The sequence below is a fragment of the Paenibacillus sp. FSL H8-0122 genome (genome assembly GCF_038005345.1).
Taxonomy (GTDB): domain Bacteria; phylum Bacillota; class Bacilli; order Paenibacillales; family Paenibacillaceae; genus Paenibacillus_AQ.
This window is the reverse complement of sequence record NZ_JBBOTB010000001.1, coordinates 2,323,031-2,340,421: the sequence shown is the minus strand read 5'-3', so window position 1 is coordinate 2,340,421 and position 17,391 is coordinate 2,323,031. Positions and strand designations below refer to the sequence as shown.

Annotated in this window: 14 protein-coding genes; 6 read left to right on the top strand and 8 right to left on the bottom strand. The window is 54.2% G+C overall.

Going from position 1 to position 17,391, the window contains the following annotated elements:
- Positions 1-7: 7 nt before the first annotated feature.
- From NSS64_RS10280 to NSS64_RS10270, 3 genes are all read right to left on the bottom strand, one after another.
- Positions 8-280, bottom strand: coding sequence for a YolD-like family protein (locus tag NSS64_RS10280; RefSeq protein WP_268748447.1), 273 nt, complete (start codon positions 278-280; stop codon positions 8-10).
- 86 nt (positions 281-366) lie between these two features.
- A complete protein-coding gene (gene aspA, locus NSS64_RS10275) occupies positions 367-1,791 on the bottom strand; it encodes an aspartate ammonia-lyase (protein WP_340940152.1) in 1,425 nt (474 codons plus the stop codon).
- Positions 1,792-2,030: 239 nt separating this feature from the next.
- Positions 2,031-3,704: a hypothetical protein gene (locus NSS64_RS10270; protein ID WP_341140014.1), complete on the bottom strand. Its 1,674-nt coding sequence runs from the start codon at positions 3,702-3,704 to the stop codon at positions 2,031-2,033.
- Positions 3,705-3,929: 225 nt separating this feature from the next.
- Between NSS64_RS10270 and kduI the strand changes: the two genes are divergently transcribed.
- Genes kduI through kduD form a run of 3 tightly spaced genes read left to right on the top strand, consistent with a single transcriptional unit; the run spans position 3,930 to position 6,347 of the window.
- The gene (gene kduI, locus NSS64_RS10265; protein WP_340940149.1) at positions 3,930-4,763 is read left to right on the top strand and encodes a 5-dehydro-4-deoxy-D-glucuronate isomerase; all 834 of its coding nucleotides are present in this window, start codon (positions 3,930-3,932) and stop codon (positions 4,761-4,763) included.
- A gap of 34 nt (positions 4,764-4,797) precedes the next feature.
- Positions 4,798-5,553 carry a DeoR/GlpR family DNA-binding transcription regulator gene (locus tag NSS64_RS10260; RefSeq protein WP_340940148.1) on the top strand — a complete coding sequence of 252 codons (756 nt, stop codon included), beginning with the start codon at positions 4,798-4,800 and terminating at the stop codon, positions 5,551-5,553.
- A gap of 38 nt (positions 5,554-5,591) precedes the next feature.
- On the top strand, positions 5,592-6,347 hold the full coding sequence (kduD, locus tag NSS64_RS10255) for a 2-dehydro-3-deoxy-D-gluconate 5-dehydrogenase KduD (RefSeq protein ID WP_340940147.1): 756 nt from the start codon (positions 5,592-5,594) through the stop codon (positions 6,345-6,347).
- 104 nt (positions 6,348-6,451) lie between these two features.
- On the opposite strand, the gene NSS64_RS10250 is transcribed toward kduD, so the two are convergent.
- The gene (locus tag NSS64_RS10250) at positions 6,452-6,631 is read right to left on the bottom strand and encodes a hypothetical protein (protein WP_341140013.1); all 180 of its coding nucleotides are present in this window, start codon (positions 6,629-6,631) and stop codon (positions 6,452-6,454) included.
- Between the two features lie 150 nt (positions 6,632-6,781).
- Here NSS64_RS10250 and NSS64_RS10245 point away from each other — a divergent pair, with 150 nt between their 5' ends.
- Positions 6,782-7,417: an NUDIX hydrolase gene (locus NSS64_RS10245; RefSeq protein WP_341140012.1), complete on the top strand. Its 636-nt coding sequence runs from the start codon at positions 6,782-6,784 to the stop codon at positions 7,415-7,417.
- A gap of 106 nt (positions 7,418-7,523) precedes the next feature.
- On the opposite strand, the gene NSS64_RS10240 is transcribed toward NSS64_RS10245, so the two are convergent.
- Positions 7,524-9,602 carry a beta-galactosidase gene (locus NSS64_RS10240; protein WP_341140011.1) on the bottom strand — a complete coding sequence of 693 codons (2,079 nt, stop codon included), beginning with the start codon at positions 9,600-9,602 and terminating at the stop codon, positions 7,524-7,526.
- 190 nt (positions 9,603-9,792) lie between these two features.
- Between NSS64_RS10240 and NSS64_RS10235 the strand changes: the two genes are divergently transcribed.
- Positions 9,793-10,665, top strand: a complete 873-nt coding sequence (locus NSS64_RS10235; RefSeq protein ID WP_341140010.1) for an AraC family transcriptional regulator — start codon at positions 9,793-9,795, stop codon at positions 10,663-10,665.
- Positions 10,666-10,989: 324 nt separating this feature from the next.
- On the opposite strand, the gene NSS64_RS10230 is transcribed toward NSS64_RS10235, so the two are convergent.
- From NSS64_RS10230 to NSS64_RS10220, 3 genes are all read right to left on the bottom strand, one after another.
- Positions 10,990-12,312, bottom strand: coding sequence for an IS4 family transposase (locus tag NSS64_RS10230; protein WP_076086935.1), 1,323 nt, complete (start codon positions 12,310-12,312; stop codon positions 10,990-10,992).
- 475 nt (positions 12,313-12,787) lie between these two features.
- Entirely contained in the window at positions 12,788-14,527 is a 1,740-nt protein-coding gene (locus tag NSS64_RS10225) for an ABC transporter ATP-binding protein (protein WP_341140009.1), read from the bottom strand.
- Positions 14,524-16,269 (bottom strand): ABC transporter ATP-binding protein, encoded by a 1,746-nt coding sequence (locus tag NSS64_RS10220; protein WP_445667788.1) that lies wholly within the window; start codon positions 16,267-16,269, stop codon positions 14,524-14,526. Before NSS64_RS10220 ends, NSS64_RS10225 begins: the two co-directional genes overlap by 4 nt.
- Positions 16,270-16,424: 155 nt before the next feature.
- On the opposite strand from NSS64_RS10220, the gene NSS64_RS10215 reads away from it, so the two are divergent.
- On the top strand, positions 16,425-17,294 hold the full coding sequence (locus NSS64_RS10215) for a LysR family transcriptional regulator (protein WP_076078711.1): 870 nt from the start codon (positions 16,425-16,427) through the stop codon (positions 17,292-17,294).
- Positions 17,295-17,391 lie beyond the last annotated feature (97 nt).

Sequence of the window (17,391 nt, the reverse complement as noted above, 5' to 3'; positions counted from 1 at the left end):
GCTCCCCCTAATCCCGGGGATAATTGATTTGCATAATGTCCATGAACGGCACCTTGATAATCTCTTCGTTATTTCTGACATGCACCCTGCCGGTACGCGAATCCATCTCTACAATCACCCCGCGCACCTCTTCTTCCTTCCCCCAGACCGTCAGCAGAATCTCGGAATCCTCCTGCTTCGCCTCTACCAGCTGGTTGCCCAGCTCCTCAAGCACGAATTCGTCGCGGGTGGGACGTTTTGCCACTTTTGCCTTCGCCACACTTTGCCTCCAGTAAGCCATTACAGAATATAGGATAATGCCCGGTGTAAATGCTCGTGTCTATTATACCATGAGAGGAAGCCTGATTTTACACAAAATCACGATTATTACTCATGATTCAAAAGCGCGGCCCCCGCGATGCCGGGATGGGTCATTTCATACGGGTCCAGAATCAGGTTCAGCTCTTCCTCGCTAAGCACATTGTACTTCAGACACAAGGCCCGCACCGATTCTCCGGTCAGAATGGCTTCCCTGGCAATCCGCGAGACGACCTCATACCCCAGATGCGGGTTCACGGCGGTAATGATACCGACGCTTCTCTCCACCTCACGCGCAAGCTTCTCCTTGTTGGCTTCAATCCCTGCCAGACAATAGTCGGTGAACACCCGGAAGGAATTGTTCATGATGCTGATCGACTGAATCAGATTGAACACCATCACAGGCTCCATAACGTTCAGCTCCAGTTGACCGGCCTGAGCAGCGAGGCAGATCGTATGATCATTGCCAATCACCTGAAAAGCCACCTGGTTAATCACCTCGGCCATCACAGGATTCACCTTACCGGGCATGATGGACGATCCCGGCTGGCGGGCCGGCAGCGTAATTTCATTGAAGCCGGAACGCGGGCCCGAGGCCATCAGCCGCAGGTCATTGGCGATTTTGGACATATTCATCATGCAGACCTTCAGCGAGGCCGAGACTTCGGTATAAGCATCCGTGTTCTGCGTAGCATCCACCAGATGCTCCGCGCTGACCAGCGGCAGACCGCTGATCTCGGCCAGCAGCTCGACGACCCGCTTGATGTACCGGGGATCGGCGTTCAGGCCGGTACCTACGGCGGTCGCGCCCATGTTCACCTCATACAGATGACCGCGCGTATGCTCGATCCGCTGAATATCACGCTCCAGCACCCGGCTGTACGCCTCGAATTCCTGTCCGAGACGAATCGGCACCGCATCCTGCAGGTGGGTCCGCCCCATTTTAATCACGGAATCGAATTCAGCCGCCTTCTGCAAAAACACACCGTGCATCGTCCGCATCGTAATCAGCAGCTGCTCCAGCAGCGATAGCGTGGCAATATGAATCGCCGTCGGAAAAGCATCGTTCGTCGATTGCGCCATATTCACATGAGTGTTCGGACTGAGCTGTAAGTAATCCCCTTTGGCCTTGCCCAGCAGCTCCAGCGCACGGTTCGCAATCACTTCATTGGCATTCATATTCAGCGAGGTACCCGCGCCGCCTTGAATCGGATCCACGATGAACTGCTCATCCCATTTCCCCGCAATCACCTCGTCAGCCGCTTGGACAATGACCTCACCCAGACCCTTATAGAGGCGGCCGATTTCCATGTTGGCGAGCGCAGCGGATTTTTTGACAATCCCCATCGCCTTGATTAATTCATGGTGCACACGGTAGCCGGTAATCGGGAAATTCTCCACCGCCCGGAGGGTCTGTATCCCGTAATAGGCCTGATGCTCCACTTGCTTGCTGCCCAAAAAATCCTTCTCCAGCCGATATTCCGTCTCTGTCATCCTGCTCTCCCCCATGTTTTCAGTAGTAGATCCTCTGCTGCAAATTAGTTAACTTATTCTTTCCTTGCAGCGTTAAAGATATTACCTTCATTGCTGCGCCATGCTCAGGGCCTATGCGGGTAGCGCAAAGAACCCGGCAGCCATTGCTGACCCCCGGGCTCTATGTCATTGTAGCTTAAAATTTGAGATAGTTCCAATCCGAAAAAATCTTAAGTTTCCCAGCGAGCGAAGTGTCCCGTTTAGACCATATAATGTTCAAATGATACCGGTTTGCCGTTAATTAGCGATTGTATTCCCGTATGCTTATTGTCTATGCTGAGCTGTAAATGCTCATTGCCGCTCCAGGCCGTATACGCTGCCGACAGGATCTCTCCCTCCGTAAATTCCGGTGCCCGCTGCATAGCGGCTGCGGCAAATTCCTCAAGACTGTGTATCCCCAGCTCCGCCGCCTGATCTGTGCTAAGTGCTTCGACTACGACGCCTCCCGGCATGTTCTTGGACGTTACCTCCAGATAGGATGGCCGCTCCAGAAGTTCGTATTCATGTGATACATAGACAGCAAAATACACATTGCCCGCATGTCCAAGCAGCGTCTTGGGCTGCCTGATCCATTCGCCTAACGGAAGCACCCCGACGATGGCCGTATCCTCTCCTTCAGGCACCGGGAACAGCGACAGGATCGTGTTCCGGTGATACAGCACCTCCATATAAGGACTCTGGTGCCGGGGATCGCCCGGCTGATAGCCTTCACCCGTATGGAAAAAATAAAGCCGGTTCACGCCCGCCGCCGCCGGAACCGGGAGCGAGAAGGCCCAGCGCAGCTGCTCATTGTCGAATTCCTCCACCCGCTCCCACATCCCGCCTGCCGCGTAATCCTTGCAGATATAGGCGTAAGAATGCAGCGCCGGCTGGCGCTCCGGGGAACCGGCAATCACCTTCTCGGTCTTCTTGCAGACCTCTGCCGGTAACTGGCGGTTCAGGGCAGCGGAGCGCACCTCCTCCGGCGCTTCATAATAGAGGAACCCTGCATATTCGGTACGGGGCATCTCCGCAGGCAGAGCGAAATCCCCGAACTGCACATAGTCATGCAGCACATTGCCGTCTGCCGGAACATCATGCGGCCAGCCCCGGGAATGCGCGCCCGCCCAGGCCCCTTGCAGGTACCACTGGCTCCGCTCGGTCCACAGGAAGTCCAGCATCTCGCCCAGCGTCTGTTTGATCCCGTTGTCCTCTTCCAGCTCCCAGGCGCAGGTGAACGCCTGCACCCAGTGCCAGAACCACGGCAGGCTGCCATATTCCGGCATGCCCTTCGCACGGATATGCGCCAGAGTCAGCTCCAGGCTGTGCCGCCCGTCTTCCCTCAGCAGATCATCCTCGAACAGCCTGCCGAAGATCAGCTTGGCGGCCGTATATTTGGCTTCATGATGGCCGAAGGTCGCTACCTGCTTACGGAAGAAAGCGCTGCGGTAGATATGGCCGATAGCCGTATGGAACGCCACCCGCAGTCCCGCGCTGAACCGGTCGGAATATTGCCGGTTGAACCAGACCATCAGGCTGCCCATAATCTCAACCGGCAGCTCATGCGGTGCAGCCTCTCCGGGAGTAGGATGCAGCCCCAGCGGCCAATGTCCATACAGTGGGGTCCCCGGCATCCGGTTTTGGAGCTTAACTGTTTCTAATAGTACAGACTCGGCTTTCCGCTTGGCATCCTCCTTGCCAAACGGCAGCTCCAGAGTGTCATCCACCGCAGCGGCAAACAGATAAGACGCATAATAGAAGTTGTTCCGCACATCATCATGGAACCAGAGTCCGCTGTACAACAGCGGGCGGCGCTCCGCCTCCACCGCGATAGCGGATATAATCTGCCTTTGGCGTATTTTAGAAGTCATCTGTTGCTGAGGCATATCTGCCATCTCGTTCACCCTCCGTAAGTATGAATTCCATATTTTTAATCCTGAATAAATTCCCTGTACTCCAGCTCTATTGTGCACGCTTTCAGTTCAGATGGCAATCTTATCGCTGAATAAATAAACTAAAATAAACGTACTAAAAAAGATTATACTTGATAAATGAACGTAAATGGATTAAATTGTACCTATACGAACGAAAATATGTTTTCTAAGGAGACTGAATATTCGATGGAAAGACGTTTTGCATCACATCCGAATGAAGTGAAGCAGTTTGACACTGAGCGCCTGCGTAAGGAGTTCCATATCCCAGTTATCTTTGCACCAGATGAGCTGAAGCTTGTCCTGACCCATGAAGACCGCATGATCGTTGGCGGAGCGAATCCGGTGAACGGCGAGGTGGCGCTGACCACGGACCTCAAGGAGCTGGGCGTAACCTATTTCCTGGAACGCCGTGAGCTGGGCGTTATCAATGTCGGCGGCAAGGGTTCGGTGGTTGTGGACGGAACTGAATATGAGGTTGATTTCAAGGAATGCCTGTATGTGGGCCAAGGCTCGAAGGATGTTATTTTCAAGAGTGCGGACAGCGCCAAGCCGGCCAAATTCTATCTGAATTCCGCTCCGGCACACCAGTCTTACCCGACTACGAAGACTACGCTGGCTGAATCCGAATCCGGAGCCATGGGCGGTCTGGAGAATTCCAACGAACGGACGATTCACCGCTTCATCCACACGAACGGTGTGCAGAGCGCACAGCTTGTCATGGGGATGACTCAGCTGAAGCCGGGCAGCATGTGGAACACCATGCCATCCCACACGCATCCGCGCCGGATGGAAGCCTACTTCTATTTCGATCTGCCGGACGACTCCATCGTCTTCCACCTGATGGGCGAGCCGACCGAGACCCGCCACATCGTCATGCACAATGAGCAGGCTGTCATCTCCCCGAGCTGGTCCATTCATAGCGGTGTCGGTACGCATAACTATACCTTCATCTGGAGCATGGCCGGAGACAACAAGCGGTATGATGATATGGACCCCGTAGGGATGAAAGAATTACAATAGTAGCAAATCAACTACGGAAAGATGAGGCAGGCGGATGAACCCGATACGGCGGCACGAGATGATTATGGAAGTTATGCTGAACCAGAAGGATGTAACCGTGAACGAATTGAGCGACAAGCTCCAGGTCACCGGCAAAACGATCCGCGAGGACTTAAGCAAGCTGGAGGAGCAGGGACTGATTATGCGCGTCCACGGCGGTGCCGTGCTGGCACAGAGCGATCAGTTCGGCATTCTGCCCCTGCGCAATCCGCTGGATAAATACGCTGAGGAGAAGACGGAGATTGCCCGGCGTGCGCTGGCGCATATCGCTCCGGATGATATCATTGCCCTGGACGGCGGAAGCACAACGCTTGAGATTGCCCGGCGGCTTACGAATATGCCTCTTACGGTCATTACCAATGATGTCTACATCATCAGTGAGCTGGTCCAGAGAGATAACATCCGTCTGGTCGTACCCGGCGGCTACCGTGTCCGCAATATGCTGGCCGGTCCCGAAGCCGTATCCTATGTACAGAAGCTTAATATTCAAAAAGCCTTTCTCTCGGCCACAGCCGTTCATATTGAACACGGCCTGTCCATCTATACCGGCGATCTTATAGATTTCAAACAGGCGTTAGTCTCCACGGCCCGTCAGGTGTTCGCCGCATGCGATCATCACAAGTTCGGTCAGACCGCGCTGCGCACCTTCGCTTCCCTGCAGGAGGTCGATGTGCTGCTGACAGACAGCGGGCTTGCCCCGGAGACCGCCGGGCTGTTCCGCAAGGCCGGCATCAACATTGAATGCGGATAATTATACAATTCAAATCGCTCAAAGGAGAGAATAATCATATGTCATCTTTATTCAGCTTGGCAGGTAAGACAGCAATCGTAACAGGCGCAGCACAAGGTCTTGGACAAGGCATTGCCATTGCCTTCGCAGAAGCCGGTGCAGACGTAGTCTCCGTATCGCTTAATTCCAGTGACGAGACCGTAGCTGCTTGTGAAGCTTTTGGCGTCAAAGCACTGAGCATCGCCGCTGATCTCAGCGACCATTCCAAGCTTCAAGCCATGTTCGATGAAGCCGTTGCCTTCACCGGCAAAGTAGATATCCTGGTGAACTGTGCAGGCATGATCCGCCGTACTCCAGCCAAGGACCACAGTGAGAAAGACTGGTTCGACGTGATTAACCTTAACCAGAACACCGTCTTCCTGCTGTCCCAGATCGTCGGCCGCCACTTCCTCGAAAGAGGCAATGGTAAAATCATCAACATCGCCTCCATGCTCTCCTACCAGGGCGGCATCAACGTGCCGGGCTACACCGCAAGCAAGCATGCCGTAGCCGGTCTGACCAAAGCCTTTGCCAATGAATGGGCAGGCTCGGGCCTTAACATCAACGCAATTGCTCCAGGCTACATGGCTACAGAGAACACCGCTCCTATCCGTGCGGACCAGAGCCGCTCCGACTCCATCCTTGACCGTATTCCAGCCGGACGCTGGGGAACTGCCGATGATGTGAAGGGACCTGCCGTATTCCTGGCCTCCGCCGCTTCCGACTACCTGAACGGCCACATTCTGAATGTGGATGGCGGCTGGTTGGCTAGATAAGGAACCGGCTGCTCTAAGCAGTTGCCGAACCATAAGACCCCCGGAGGCTTCGAAGGAAGCACATCCGGGGGTCTTTTATGGATTTTAGCAATCATGCTGATGGGTCACTGAAGAATTCTTCCGGCCTTGCCCGGATATAATCCGCTATGGTCTGCAGAAACCGGGCATAAAGCTCGCTGACTTTGGTTGAAGTCCGCTATCTGCTTCCAGGTCTGTGATAGCAGCGTCGCCCCAGCCCGGTACCAAGCAATAGCGTCCAGATTCAGCTTGAGTACAACCTTCATGGCGCTCCCCCCGTTCCTCCATGATAGTGCTCTACTCTTCTACCTTCTGGATATTACTGTATTTCCTTGTTTATGGTAAGCTGTTTAGGATGTAACATCAACACCTGCGGATTTCCGCAGCTACTATCGAACTTGCGAAGGAGCTTCTGTATGATCCAGGAAATACTGACTACGTTTGACGAGCAAGGCAACCGGACCGGAACCGCTCCCCGCGATGAGGTCCACAGGCAGGGGCTGTGGCATGAGACCTTCCACTGCTGGTTTGTCCGCAAGGCTGACAGTGGGCTGAGGATCAGCCTCCAGCTGCGCAGTCCGGAGAAGCGAGATTATGCCGGGCTGCTCGATATTACGGCTGCCGGACATCTGCTGGCTGACGAGACCGTTATGGACGGTATCCGCGAGGTGCAGGAGGAGCTGGGGCTTGAGATTGCTTTTGACGAGTTGCAGCCGCTGGGGGTCATCCCCTACCAGATGGACTCCGCCGGATTCATGGACCGTGAACGGGCGCATGTATATGTCTATGAGAACCGCTATGCACTAAGTGAATTCACCCCGCAGGTGGAAGAAGTGGCTGGAATCGTAGAGGCCCGCTTCGCTGACTTCCGCAGCTTCATCTCGGGAGCAGACAGCAAGCTTCATGTGCAGGGCTTCCAGGTCACCGGGAACGGGGAACGAATCGGCATCGACGAGCTGGTAGACTTCACGCACTTTGTCCCGCATGAGCGTGAATACTTCAGGCGGGTAATTGAGGGGATTGAGCGGTTGTACGGTCCAGCCACAACCTAAGGCATACTTAAAAGGCAGAACCCCGCGATGGGGTTCTGCCTTCTTTTGTAACTCAATGTATCTATGCCGATACTTGTAACTATATTACGCGGTTTAGCTGCATCACTTATGCTGTAGCCGCTGCGCGCTTCAGAATTGCAAGTCCGTTCACTGCCAGCTTCAGCTCGGCCGGAGCCGCAGCGCCGGATTCAACATCGGTGTATGCTTGTCCGTCCAGTGTCACTACTTGCTCGGAGCCGCTGAAATTCTGCACGAATACATACTCATGCTCACCATCGGAACGCAGCTGGGCGGTTACTCCGGTCGGAAGCTCGGTGTTCAGAGTGCGGCTGATCCGCTCTTTTCCGGTAATCGCGGCGTACAGGTCCACATAGAACTGCGCATCCTTAACGCGTGTTGCCAGATGATAAGCCTTACCTGCTCCCAGCTTGTTCACTGTGAGTGCAGGACGTCCGGCGTAGAAGTCGCTGCGGTAATGGCCCAGCGCCTCAGCGCCTTCCAGATGAATCAGCTCGGCGATCTCATGTGCATCGTATTCCCCGCTCAGCTTCAAGCTGTTGCCTGGGTCCATTACTAAACAGTTCAGATCGCGGCTATGCAGTCCTTCTGTCTCTTCGGCCCAAATGCCCAGCGTTCTGCGCAGCGGTCCAGGGAAGCCGCCCAGGTGACACAGATCGGTCTCGCCGACTACTCCCGACCAATAGGTGGCCAGGAAGGTTCCGCCCTGCTCCACATACTTCTCAATCCGCTTCCCGTTCTCTTCGCTGATCAGGTACAGCATCGGAGCAATCACCAGCTTATAGCCGGACAGGTCATCGCCTGAGCCAACCACATCCACCGGAATTCCCAGCTCCCACAGTCCCCGGTAATGCTGAAGCACAGTCTCTTCATATTTCAGGCCGGAATTGCGGATACCTTGGGCATCCTTAACCGCCCAGCGGTTATCCCAATCAAACAGAATGGCTGTCTCAGCAGGAGTTGTTGTACCTACAACTTCCTCCAGTCCCGCCAGGGTACGGCCCACCTCAGCTACATCCTTGAAGACACGGGTCTCCGTGTGTCCGCTATGGTCGATCACCGCGCCGTGGAATTTCTCGCTGGAGCCGCGGCTTTTACGCCACTGGAAGTACTGTACAGAATCAGAACCATGAGCAACTGCCTGGAGTGAAGACAGCTTGTGCATCCCCGGACGCTTCAGCTTGCTGACAATTTGCCAGTTCGTGAGGGAAGGTGTGCTTTCCATGAGCAGGAACGGCTTCTTTTTGAAGCTACGGTACATGTCATGGTGCATCGCTGTCCAAGCGGCCAGACGGGCGTCATCATCGTCCTCGGTATATCCCCAGTCCGGGTAAGCGTCCCATGATACCACATCAAGAATCTTGGCCATGTTGCGGTAGTCTACGCCGTCAATCATATGCATGTTAGTGGTCACCGGCAGGTCAGGGTTAAAGCCCCGCACCGCGTCAATCTCATGCTGGCAGAAATTGATCGTCTGATCGCTTACGAACCGGCGCCAGTCCAGATTAAGCCCGTGTACTTGTGTCTCTCCGTGCGGAGCCGGGGACTCGATCTGATCCCAGGAGGTATACGTATGGCTCCAGAAGGTCGTCCACCAGGCATGGTTCAGCTCATCCAGATCATTATTGTACTTCGCCTTGAGCCAGTCTCTGAAGGCATCCTGACAGTAATTACAATGGCATTCGCCGCCGAATTCATTAGAGATATGCCAGCCGATCACTGCCGGGTGATGCGCATAACGCTCAGCAAGCTTGGAGTTGATCAGCGCAGTCTTCTCACGGTAGACCGGAGAAGTGAAGCAGTGATTATGACGGACGCCATGCAGGTTGCGCACCCGGTTCCGTTCTACCCGCAGCACCTCAGGATACTTCTCGGACATCCATGCCGGACGCGCACCGCTCGGAGTAGCCAGGAAGGCATAAATGCCATTCGCCGCAAAACGGTCCAAGAGCTGGTCCATCCACTCAAAGTTAAATACCCCTTCTTCGCGCTCCAGCGATACCCAGGAGAAAATCCCGACAGACATGACATTACAGCCTGCCAGCTTCATCATACGGATATCTTCTTCCAGTACCCCCGGATATTTCAGCCATTGCTCGGGACTATAGTCGGCGCCATGAAGCATTACAGGAGCCTTGCTGCTAATTGCAGGAACTTTGCTGCTCATATGATTTCATCCTCTCGTTTATGTGTGATGGTAGATGTCAGGATGGGACTTTTCACTGATACAATTTCCTTTGTGGCTCTGTCCCTCTTGCTTGTTACGATTTATACTATTTATAATAAAGGATAATCTGTGATCAATGGTAGGATAATAATAGCGTTTTCATAGCACAAAATGAATATGAGGTGTTCGTATGCTCCCCTTCTCTCTGATTGAAATGCCGCGTGACCTGAATGCTTTCCCTCTCTATCCATACTCTGTCGGCCGTCATATCCAGTATCACCATGTGCGTCCTGCCGGATTCCCGGTGCATCAGATTTTTCTGATCCGCAGCGGCAGCGGGCGGTTCCGTGACCTGGAGGACGGCACTGAAACGGTGCTGCAGCCTGGAATGGCCTATGCATTTCCGCCTGACCGCGGGCATGAATATCATCCGTTATCCCACGAGCCGTGGCATGTCGGCTTCATCGGGTTCCACGGCAGCCAGTCTGCCTCCGTTCTGGAGGGTCTCGGCCTGCTGCCGCCAGCCCCGTTCCGCCTCGAACGGTTCGAAGAATGCTGGGAGATGCTGGGCGGGATCTGGCACACGGTGAATGGGAACAGCTCGTCGCGTCAGGAGGAACAGTCGATGCAGGACTTGTCGGTGACGCTGTACCGGCTGCTGCTGATGCTGCGCAGAAGTGAAGTGTCCACAGGTGCAGCGACCCGGCTGGAGAACGAGAACGTCCGCAATGATGCGCTGAACAAAGCAGTCAGCCTGATCAACGAGCATTTCACCGAGCCGCTGCTGATCACCAATCTGGCGGCGGCTGTCGGTTATTCCGTCCAGCATTTCCAGCGTCTGTTCCTGCAGGAATACGGGGTCACTCCGCATAAGTATCTGCAGAACCTCCGGCTGCAGCGCGCCATGCAGATGCTGACCGAGGACCCGGAGCGTCCCGTGCAGGATATCGCCCTCAACCTTGGAATGGAGACCAATTACTTCATCCGGGTCTTCCGCAAGGCCCATGGAGTAACTCCCGGGGTTATGCGCAGCCGGCTGCATCCGGGCAAGGATCACTCTTGAGCTGCTCACGGAAACCGATCAACCCGAACGGCCATGGCCTCAGAACCATGTGTTCGGTTTTCGGTATACATTGGGCCCAACTGCCTTCTCGACAGCAATTGTGCACCTCATTTCCGTCTTTCGCCCGCATCCGGTGAATTCAGGTGCACTTCTGCCAATGTCATTAAGATAAGTTCAAAGATAAGTTTGGAATTAATAAAGAGAATCCAAAACGGTATGGGGAAACGTCCTATGCCGTTTGTTTTTGGTGTAAGGAAGGAAAAAAGCGCATAGCAAACAAAGCGGATGGAAGATCCACTTAAAAAAATGTTCATGCGAACCGAATTATGCTACTCTGTAGACGAAGCTAATGGCGGATTTGCTACGTATTCTGCGTGTATTCCTTTGCCCAGGACGGGTGAGACGAATCGGCAAAATATTTTTGCGAATCAAAGCTTCCACATCAGGCGGGGGTCCATCGCCCTTGGAGCGCAGGAAATGTCTACAGACGTGAACGGCCACCGTGAAGTTGACTTGGTAGAGGTGCCGTTTATCCTTTTGGGAAATGACTACGTGCGAGGTAATCATTTCAGCGAAATTGTAGAGGATCATTCTTGCGAATATCTCTTGGGTAATGGACTCTTGCTTCTTTGCGTGAAAATGGGTCAGACCGATGGTGTATTTTAAGGCCCGGAAAGAGGTCTCAATCCCCCATCGCAGGTGATACAGTTCCCGGAGTTCATCCGGTGAGAATTCAGCAGCCGGTAGATTGGTAATGACGGTTTCATAATCGCCACTGGGCAGGAGGAAACGAACCACCCGAAAGGAAATCGGGTAAAACAGGTTCTTTTGCATGTCCAGAAAATCAAAGCTAGAGGTGGCCGGAAGAATTTTATAGATTTCGGGGTGATCCCTGAACGCTTTCGTTCGTTTTTTAGTCAGCGTCAGGTGAATCTCCTGATCAAACGCCCCTTCAAAGGTCAAGTGCAAGCCCGAAAGAATGCCATTCGAATGCAAATCCTTGACCCGTATGACGTACTTCCATCCTTTCCGTTCCAGATGCGCGAACGTATTGTAGCTTTCCAATCCTCGATCCGCCAACACAATGACGTTCCCCTGAATAGGGGACCGATCCACCATCGTGGACAGCGCCCTTCCTTCGTTGCGCAGCTTTCGAGGTTGAAGGATGGCGTCCACGTAAAGCCGGTTACAGAGGTCATAAGCAGCGTTCAAGTGCAGAAGGTTAAAGCCTTTCGAGTGGGGCTGACTTTGAGAATAGGTCAACGGGTCCGCAGGATCTGTTGCAATATGCAGATCGGAACCGTCAATGGCCAATAATCGATAGCCTCGATAATCCTTGAATTCCGTATGGGACGCGGTAAAGGTGTGAAACAAAGATTCGACCGCAGACGGCAAAATTTTATTTCTTTGCTGAACAAAAGCAGAAGAAGTTGCGGTGTTAACGTCATAGCCCTGCGATTCCAACAGTTCCTTATAGAGGCTGTTGCCGCCCATAAAGATCAGGGTTTGCATAACCATTTCAAAGGGTAGTTTTTTCGTTCGGGTAAAATCCTTTCCCGGGTTTCTGACGTAAGGCGCGGGGGCAGCCGCCATCTCACGGATGAGAGATGTCAGTCTGTCTTTCAGCGAATTTGCATAAGCATTCATTGGCGTAACCTCCTCGTTTTTTCAAGGGGCTTCGCCACACGTTTTCTACGGATTGTCAAGATTTTTTTGTGCAAAAAAAGAGCAGGCTATCTTTTCGATAACCTGCCTTTTTCTTGTTTTTGGCTCTATATCTTAACTTAATGACATTGGCACTTCTGCACCTCATTTGCCCATTTGGCTAGCATCCGGTGAATTCAAGTGCACTTCTGCACCTCATTTACCCATTTGGCCCGCATCCATTGAATTCAGGTGCACTTGTGCACCTCATTGTGTTCGGTTTTCCGCATACATTTGGTACAACTGCCTTCTCGCCAGCGATTGTGTTCGGTTTTCCACATACATTCAAGGCGCTGTTCCTCGCCGTCAGGTTTCCGGCGCCGCTTCCCCCTATTCCTTCTTCTTTCCCATAAAATAAAAACAGCTGCGGCAGACTTCCGAAGAAGTTCTGCCGCAGCTGTTCAAGCTAACCGTATGCCTACACCGCCGTAAACTGGCTGTTGTACAAGCGGGCGTAGTAGCCTCCGCTCTCGAGCAGCTCGTCATGCGTTCCGCTCTCCACGATATCTCCATCCTTCATGAACAGGATGAGGTCTGCCTCGCGGATCGTAGACAGCCGGTGGGCAATGACGAAGCTGGTCCGCCCGGTGATCATCGCCAGGAAGGCCTTCTGTATCCGCGCCTCTGTCAGCGTATCAATGCTGCTGGTCGCCTCATCCAGAATGAGCATCGGCGGATCAACCAGCATGACGCGGGCAATGGTGAGCAGCTGCTTCTGACCCTGGGAGAGATTATCGCCCGAGGTGCTGATCCTGGTGTCATAGCCTTCAGGCAGGCGCTTGATGAAGCTGTGCGCATTCGCGGCCTTGGCGGCCGCAATCACCTCCGCTTCGGAGGCCTCCGGCTTGCCGTAAGCAATGTTGTCGCGGATGGAAGCCCCGTACAGCCAGGTCTCCTGCAGCACCATGCCGAAATTGCGCCGCAGACTGTCGCGGGTGATGGAGGTAATATCTACTCCGTCAATCCGGATCGTTCCGCTGTCTACCTCATAGAAGCGCATCAGCAGGTTGACCAGCGTGGTCTTGCCTGCCCCGGTCTGGCCGACGATCGCCACGCGCGTGCCCGGCTTCACCTCCAGGCTGAAATCCTTGATCAGCGGGCGCTCCGGTGTATAGGCGAAGCTTACCTTGTCGAAGGTGATCGTTCCCCGGCTGTTCTCCATCACGTAGGCATCCGGCTGGTCCGGGGCCTCCTGCGGGAGATCCAGAATGGTGAAGATCCGCTGCGCCGAAGCTGTGGCAGACTGCAGCTGTGTGATCACACCAGTTATCTCATTGAACGGCTTCGCGAACAGACTGGAGTAGATCAGGAAGCTGGACAGATCCCCTACGGAGAACAGGTCTCCGATAACAAGCACACTTCCGATCATCGCAATCAGCGAGAAGGTGATATTATTAACCAGCCGCGTAGTCGGGTTCGAGAGCGAGCCATAGAACTGCGATTTTGTCCCTGTCTTGTACAGCTCATTATTCCGCTCGGCAAAACCTGCAAAGGAGCGGTCCTCGTAATGATAAGCCTGCACCACCTTCTGCCCGCCGACGATTTCCTCGACATAGCCGTTCAGCCCCCCGAGAATCTTGGCCTGCTCACGGAACAGCTGCTGGGAGCGCACCGTAATGAAGCGGGCAACGAAGAAGGTTGCCGGGGCAGACAGCAGTACCACCAGCGTCATTACAGGGCTGATATAGAGCATCAGCCCAATGGCTCCGGCGATGGTGACAAGCCCGGTCAGGAGCGTGGAGAAGCCCTGCAGCAGCCCGTCAGAGACGGCATCCATGTCGTTCACGAACCGGCTGATGCTGTCGCCCTGGGGATGGTTATCATGGAACTTCAGCGGCAGGGCGTCCAGCTTGTCAAACAGCTCGCGGCGCAGGTCATAGACCGTGCGGAACGCCAGCTTATTCGTATAATAAGTGAGCAGCCAGCCGAAGAAGCTGCCGACCAGATACACACTGCCCAGAATCAGCAGCAGGCGCAGAATTTCCAGGAACTCCACCCGATCCGGTCCGATCATATGGTCGATGGCGCGGCCAATCAGGAGCGGCCCGATCAGGCTGGCAACCACGCTCAGGATGGCGCAGAAGATAGCTCCATACGTTATTTTCCGGTACTCACGGGTATATTGAAACAGACGTTTCCAGGTCATTGTACTGTTCATTGTAAAGCCTCCTCGCTTGAGAGCTGTGACATGCAGATTTCCTGATAGACTGCGCAGCTCTCCAGCAGTTCCTCATGCGTACCGATTCCGGCAATCCGGCCTTCATCGAAGACGATAATCTGATCGGCCTGCCTTACTGTGCTCACCCTCTGGGATACAAGCAGTACGGTCATATCTGTACTGTTCTTGCTTAGTGCGCGGCGCAGTGCCGCATCCGTAGCGAAGTCCAGCGCGCTGGAGGAATCATCCAGGATAAGAATCGGCGGACGTCCGACGACAGCGCGGGCAATGGTCAGGCGCTGCTTTTGGCCACCGGACAGGTTATGACCGCCGCGTACCACCAGCGTATCCAGCCCTTCCGGCAGCCGGGTGATGAACTCCTCAGCCTGGGCTACTGCCGCCGCGGCCATGATCTCGTCCCGGGTAGCAGACGCCTTCCCCCAGCGGATATTCTCGGCAATCGTGCCGGTGAACAACACCGCCTTCTGCGGCACAATGCCGATTCTGCTGCGCAGCTGCTCCAGGCGGTAGTCCCGTACATTTACACCCTCGACCCTAACCTCCCCTACCACAGCGTCGTAGAAGCGCGGAATCAGATTTACGAAAGTGGTTTTGCCCGAGCCGGTACTGCCGATTAATCCTACCGTCTGCCCCTTGAGGATATCAACAGAGATATTCTCCAGGGCCAGTTCACCGGTCGTGTTATAGCCGAAAGAGACATTGCGGAAGGAAATCACCGGCGCTGCACCGTCCCGCTTCGCAGCAGGGGCATGAGCAGGCACCTCAACAACCGAAGCTGTCATCGCCAGCACCTCATTGATGCGGCTGGCAGACGACGAAGCTTTGGTGAACAGAATGACCAGATTGGAGACTACGATCAAGGCCAGCAGGATCTGGGTTACATAGTTAATGAATGCAATAATCTCACCCTGCGACAGACTCCCTTCTTCAATGTGAATGCCGCCTGCCCATAGAATGGCAATAATTGCTGCGTTCACTACCAGTGTCGTCATCGGTCCCAGCCAAGCGGAGATCCGTCCGACACGGATGGCCGTCTGCGTCAGATCCTCAGAGGCTTCATTGAAGCGCTGCTTCTCGCGGCGGCTCTCGGCGAAGGCCCGGATCACCCGGATGCCCGAGAGATTCTCGCTGAGCACCAGCGCAAGACGGTCCAGCTTAGCCTGATATTTGCGGTACATCGGCGAGCTGCGCGTAATAATGAAGTACAGAATGACTCCGAATACCGGAGTAGCAGCAATCAGGATCAGCGACAGGCGGAAATCCAGAATCATCGCCATAATAATAGCCCCGATACAGATGAATGGCGCACGGATGACCAGCCGGATGAGCATGGCTACTGCCAACTGCAGCTGGTTAACGTCGTTCGTGATCCGATTGATCAGCGAAGGCGTGCCGATGACATCCAGCTCGGCATACGACAGCGAAGAGATGTGCTTGAACATTTTGTTGCGCAGCGTGGTGCCGAACCCCTGTGAGGCCCGCGCCGCATAATATTGACATACCATGGAGCAGCCGAAGCCCAGAATAGCCATCAGCACCATCAGGGACCCCATCCGGTAGACATAGCTGCTATCCTGCTTGCCTATTCCGTTGTTGATGATCAGGGCTACAATCGTCGGCAGCAGCAGCTCGAGAACCGCCTCCAGCAGTTTGAAAATCGGCCCGATTGTCACTTCTTTCTTGTATGGTTTTAAGAAAACTGCAATTTTGCGCACATTCATCCTCACCTAACTTAGCGTAGTATGTAATCCTTCTTGAAAAAAATAAAAGACCCGTTATGATTATGTCATACCTGCTTATATATTCATAATATTGGTTTCGTATCTATCCCATATCTATAACGTATGTCATAACCCTAACAAATGGAGGCTATACCATGGATATCCGCCAATTAAAATATTTCCTGGCCATTGCCGAGGAAGGACAAATTACATCCGCAGCCAGGAAGCTGCAAATGGCCCAGCCCCCGCTCAGCCAGCAGCTGAAGCTGCTGGAGGAGGAGCTCGGAGTCAAGCTGGTGGAGCGCGGACCGCGCAGCATCCAGCTGACGGATGCCGGAATCATTCTGCGTAACCGGGCCCAGCAGATCCTGGAGTTAACGGACTCCACCGCCCGGGAGATCAGCGACTATGCGAAAGGGCTGAAGGGGAGCCTTACCATTGGAACGGTCTCTTCATCAGGCGCTACCCTGCTGCACGAGCCGCTGACAGCGTTCCATAAGCGCTATTCGGGCGTAACCTTTGAGATTCATGAAGGCAATACGTTCATGATTATCGACCTGCTGAACAAGGGCATTGTTGAGGTGGGCATTATCCGCACCCCGTTCAACACCAGCAATCTGGAATGCCTGTATTTCCATTCGGAGCCGATGATCGCGGTGATGACCGCTGATTATGACTGGGCCCCCAGCCAGAGTGCTGCCCAGCTGGGCGAGCTGCAAGCCAAGCCGCTCATCATCTACCGCCGCTTCGAGCAGCTCATCCGCGAGACCTGTCTGGAGCATGGCTTTGAGCCGCAGATCTTCTGTATGAACGATGATGCCCGGACCACGCTGCTCTGGGCCAATGCGGGACTCGGGATCGGCATCGTGCCCAAGTCGGCGTTCGAGCTGGCTAATCATAGCAACCTGATCTACAAAGAGATCCTTTGCGAGAGCCTGCGCACCCGCGTAGCCGCCGTGTGGATGAAGGATAAGTATTTGTCCACCATGGCTACCAAGTTCATCGAGACGTTCAAGTCGCTATGAACACGCCCGGCTCAGTCCCTCCCTTCTGGAGGATGTCCATTATCTGTGCCGGTCATCCTGCGGCTGGACGCTTTCCATATTCGCACCAAAATACCCC

What these genes read in the sequence shown, in the direction of transcription:
- NSS64_RS10225 (WP_341140009.1), bottom strand. Translation starts at nt 14,527, where the DNA reads ATGAACAGTACAATGACCTGGAAACGTCTGTTTCAATATACCCGTGAG.
- NSS64_RS10235 (WP_341140010.1), top strand. Translation starts at nt 9,793, where the DNA reads ATGCTCCCCTTCTCTCTGATTGAAATGCCGCGTGACCTGAATGCTTTC.
- NSS64_RS10260 (WP_340940148.1), top strand. Translation starts at nt 4,798, where the DNA reads ATGAACCCGATACGGCGGCACGAGATGATTATGGAAGTTATGCTGAAC.
- NSS64_RS10215 (WP_076078711.1), top strand. Translation starts at nt 16,425, where the DNA reads ATGGATATCCGCCAATTAAAATATTTCCTGGCCATTGCCGAGGAAGGA.
- kduI (WP_340940149.1), top strand. Translation starts at nt 3,930, where the DNA reads ATGGAAAGACGTTTTGCATCACATCCGAATGAAGTGAAGCAGTTTGAC.
- NSS64_RS10220 (WP_445667788.1), bottom strand. Translation starts at nt 16,269, where the DNA reads ATGAATGTGCGCAAAATTGCAGTTTTCTTAAAACCATACAAGAAAGAA.
- NSS64_RS10240 (WP_341140011.1), bottom strand. Translation starts at nt 9,602, where the DNA reads ATGAGCAGCAAAGTTCCTGCAATTAGCAGCAAGGCTCCTGTAATGCTT.
- aspA (WP_340940152.1), bottom strand. Translation starts at nt 1,791, where the DNA reads ATGACAGAGACGGAATATCGGCTGGAGAAGGATTTTTTGGGCAGCAAG.
- NSS64_RS10270 (WP_341140014.1), bottom strand. Translation starts at nt 3,704, where the DNA reads ATGGCAGATATGCCTCAGCAACAGATGACTTCTAAAATACGCCAAAGG.
- NSS64_RS10250 (WP_341140013.1), bottom strand. Translation starts at nt 6,631, where the DNA reads ATGAAGGTTGTACTCAAGCTGAATCTGGACGCTATTGCTTGGTACCGG.
- NSS64_RS10230 (WP_076086935.1), bottom strand. Translation starts at nt 12,312, where the DNA reads ATGAATGCTTATGCAAATTCGCTGAAAGACAGACTGACATCTCTCATC.
- NSS64_RS10245 (WP_341140012.1), top strand. Translation starts at nt 6,782, where the DNA reads ATGATCCAGGAAATACTGACTACGTTTGACGAGCAAGGCAACCGGACC.
- NSS64_RS10280 (WP_268748447.1), bottom strand. Translation starts at nt 280, where the DNA reads ATGGCTTACTGGAGGCAAAGTGTGGCGAAGGCAAAAGTGGCAAAACGT.
- kduD (WP_340940147.1), top strand. Translation starts at nt 5,592, where the DNA reads ATGTCATCTTTATTCAGCTTGGCAGGTAAGACAGCAATCGTAACAGGC.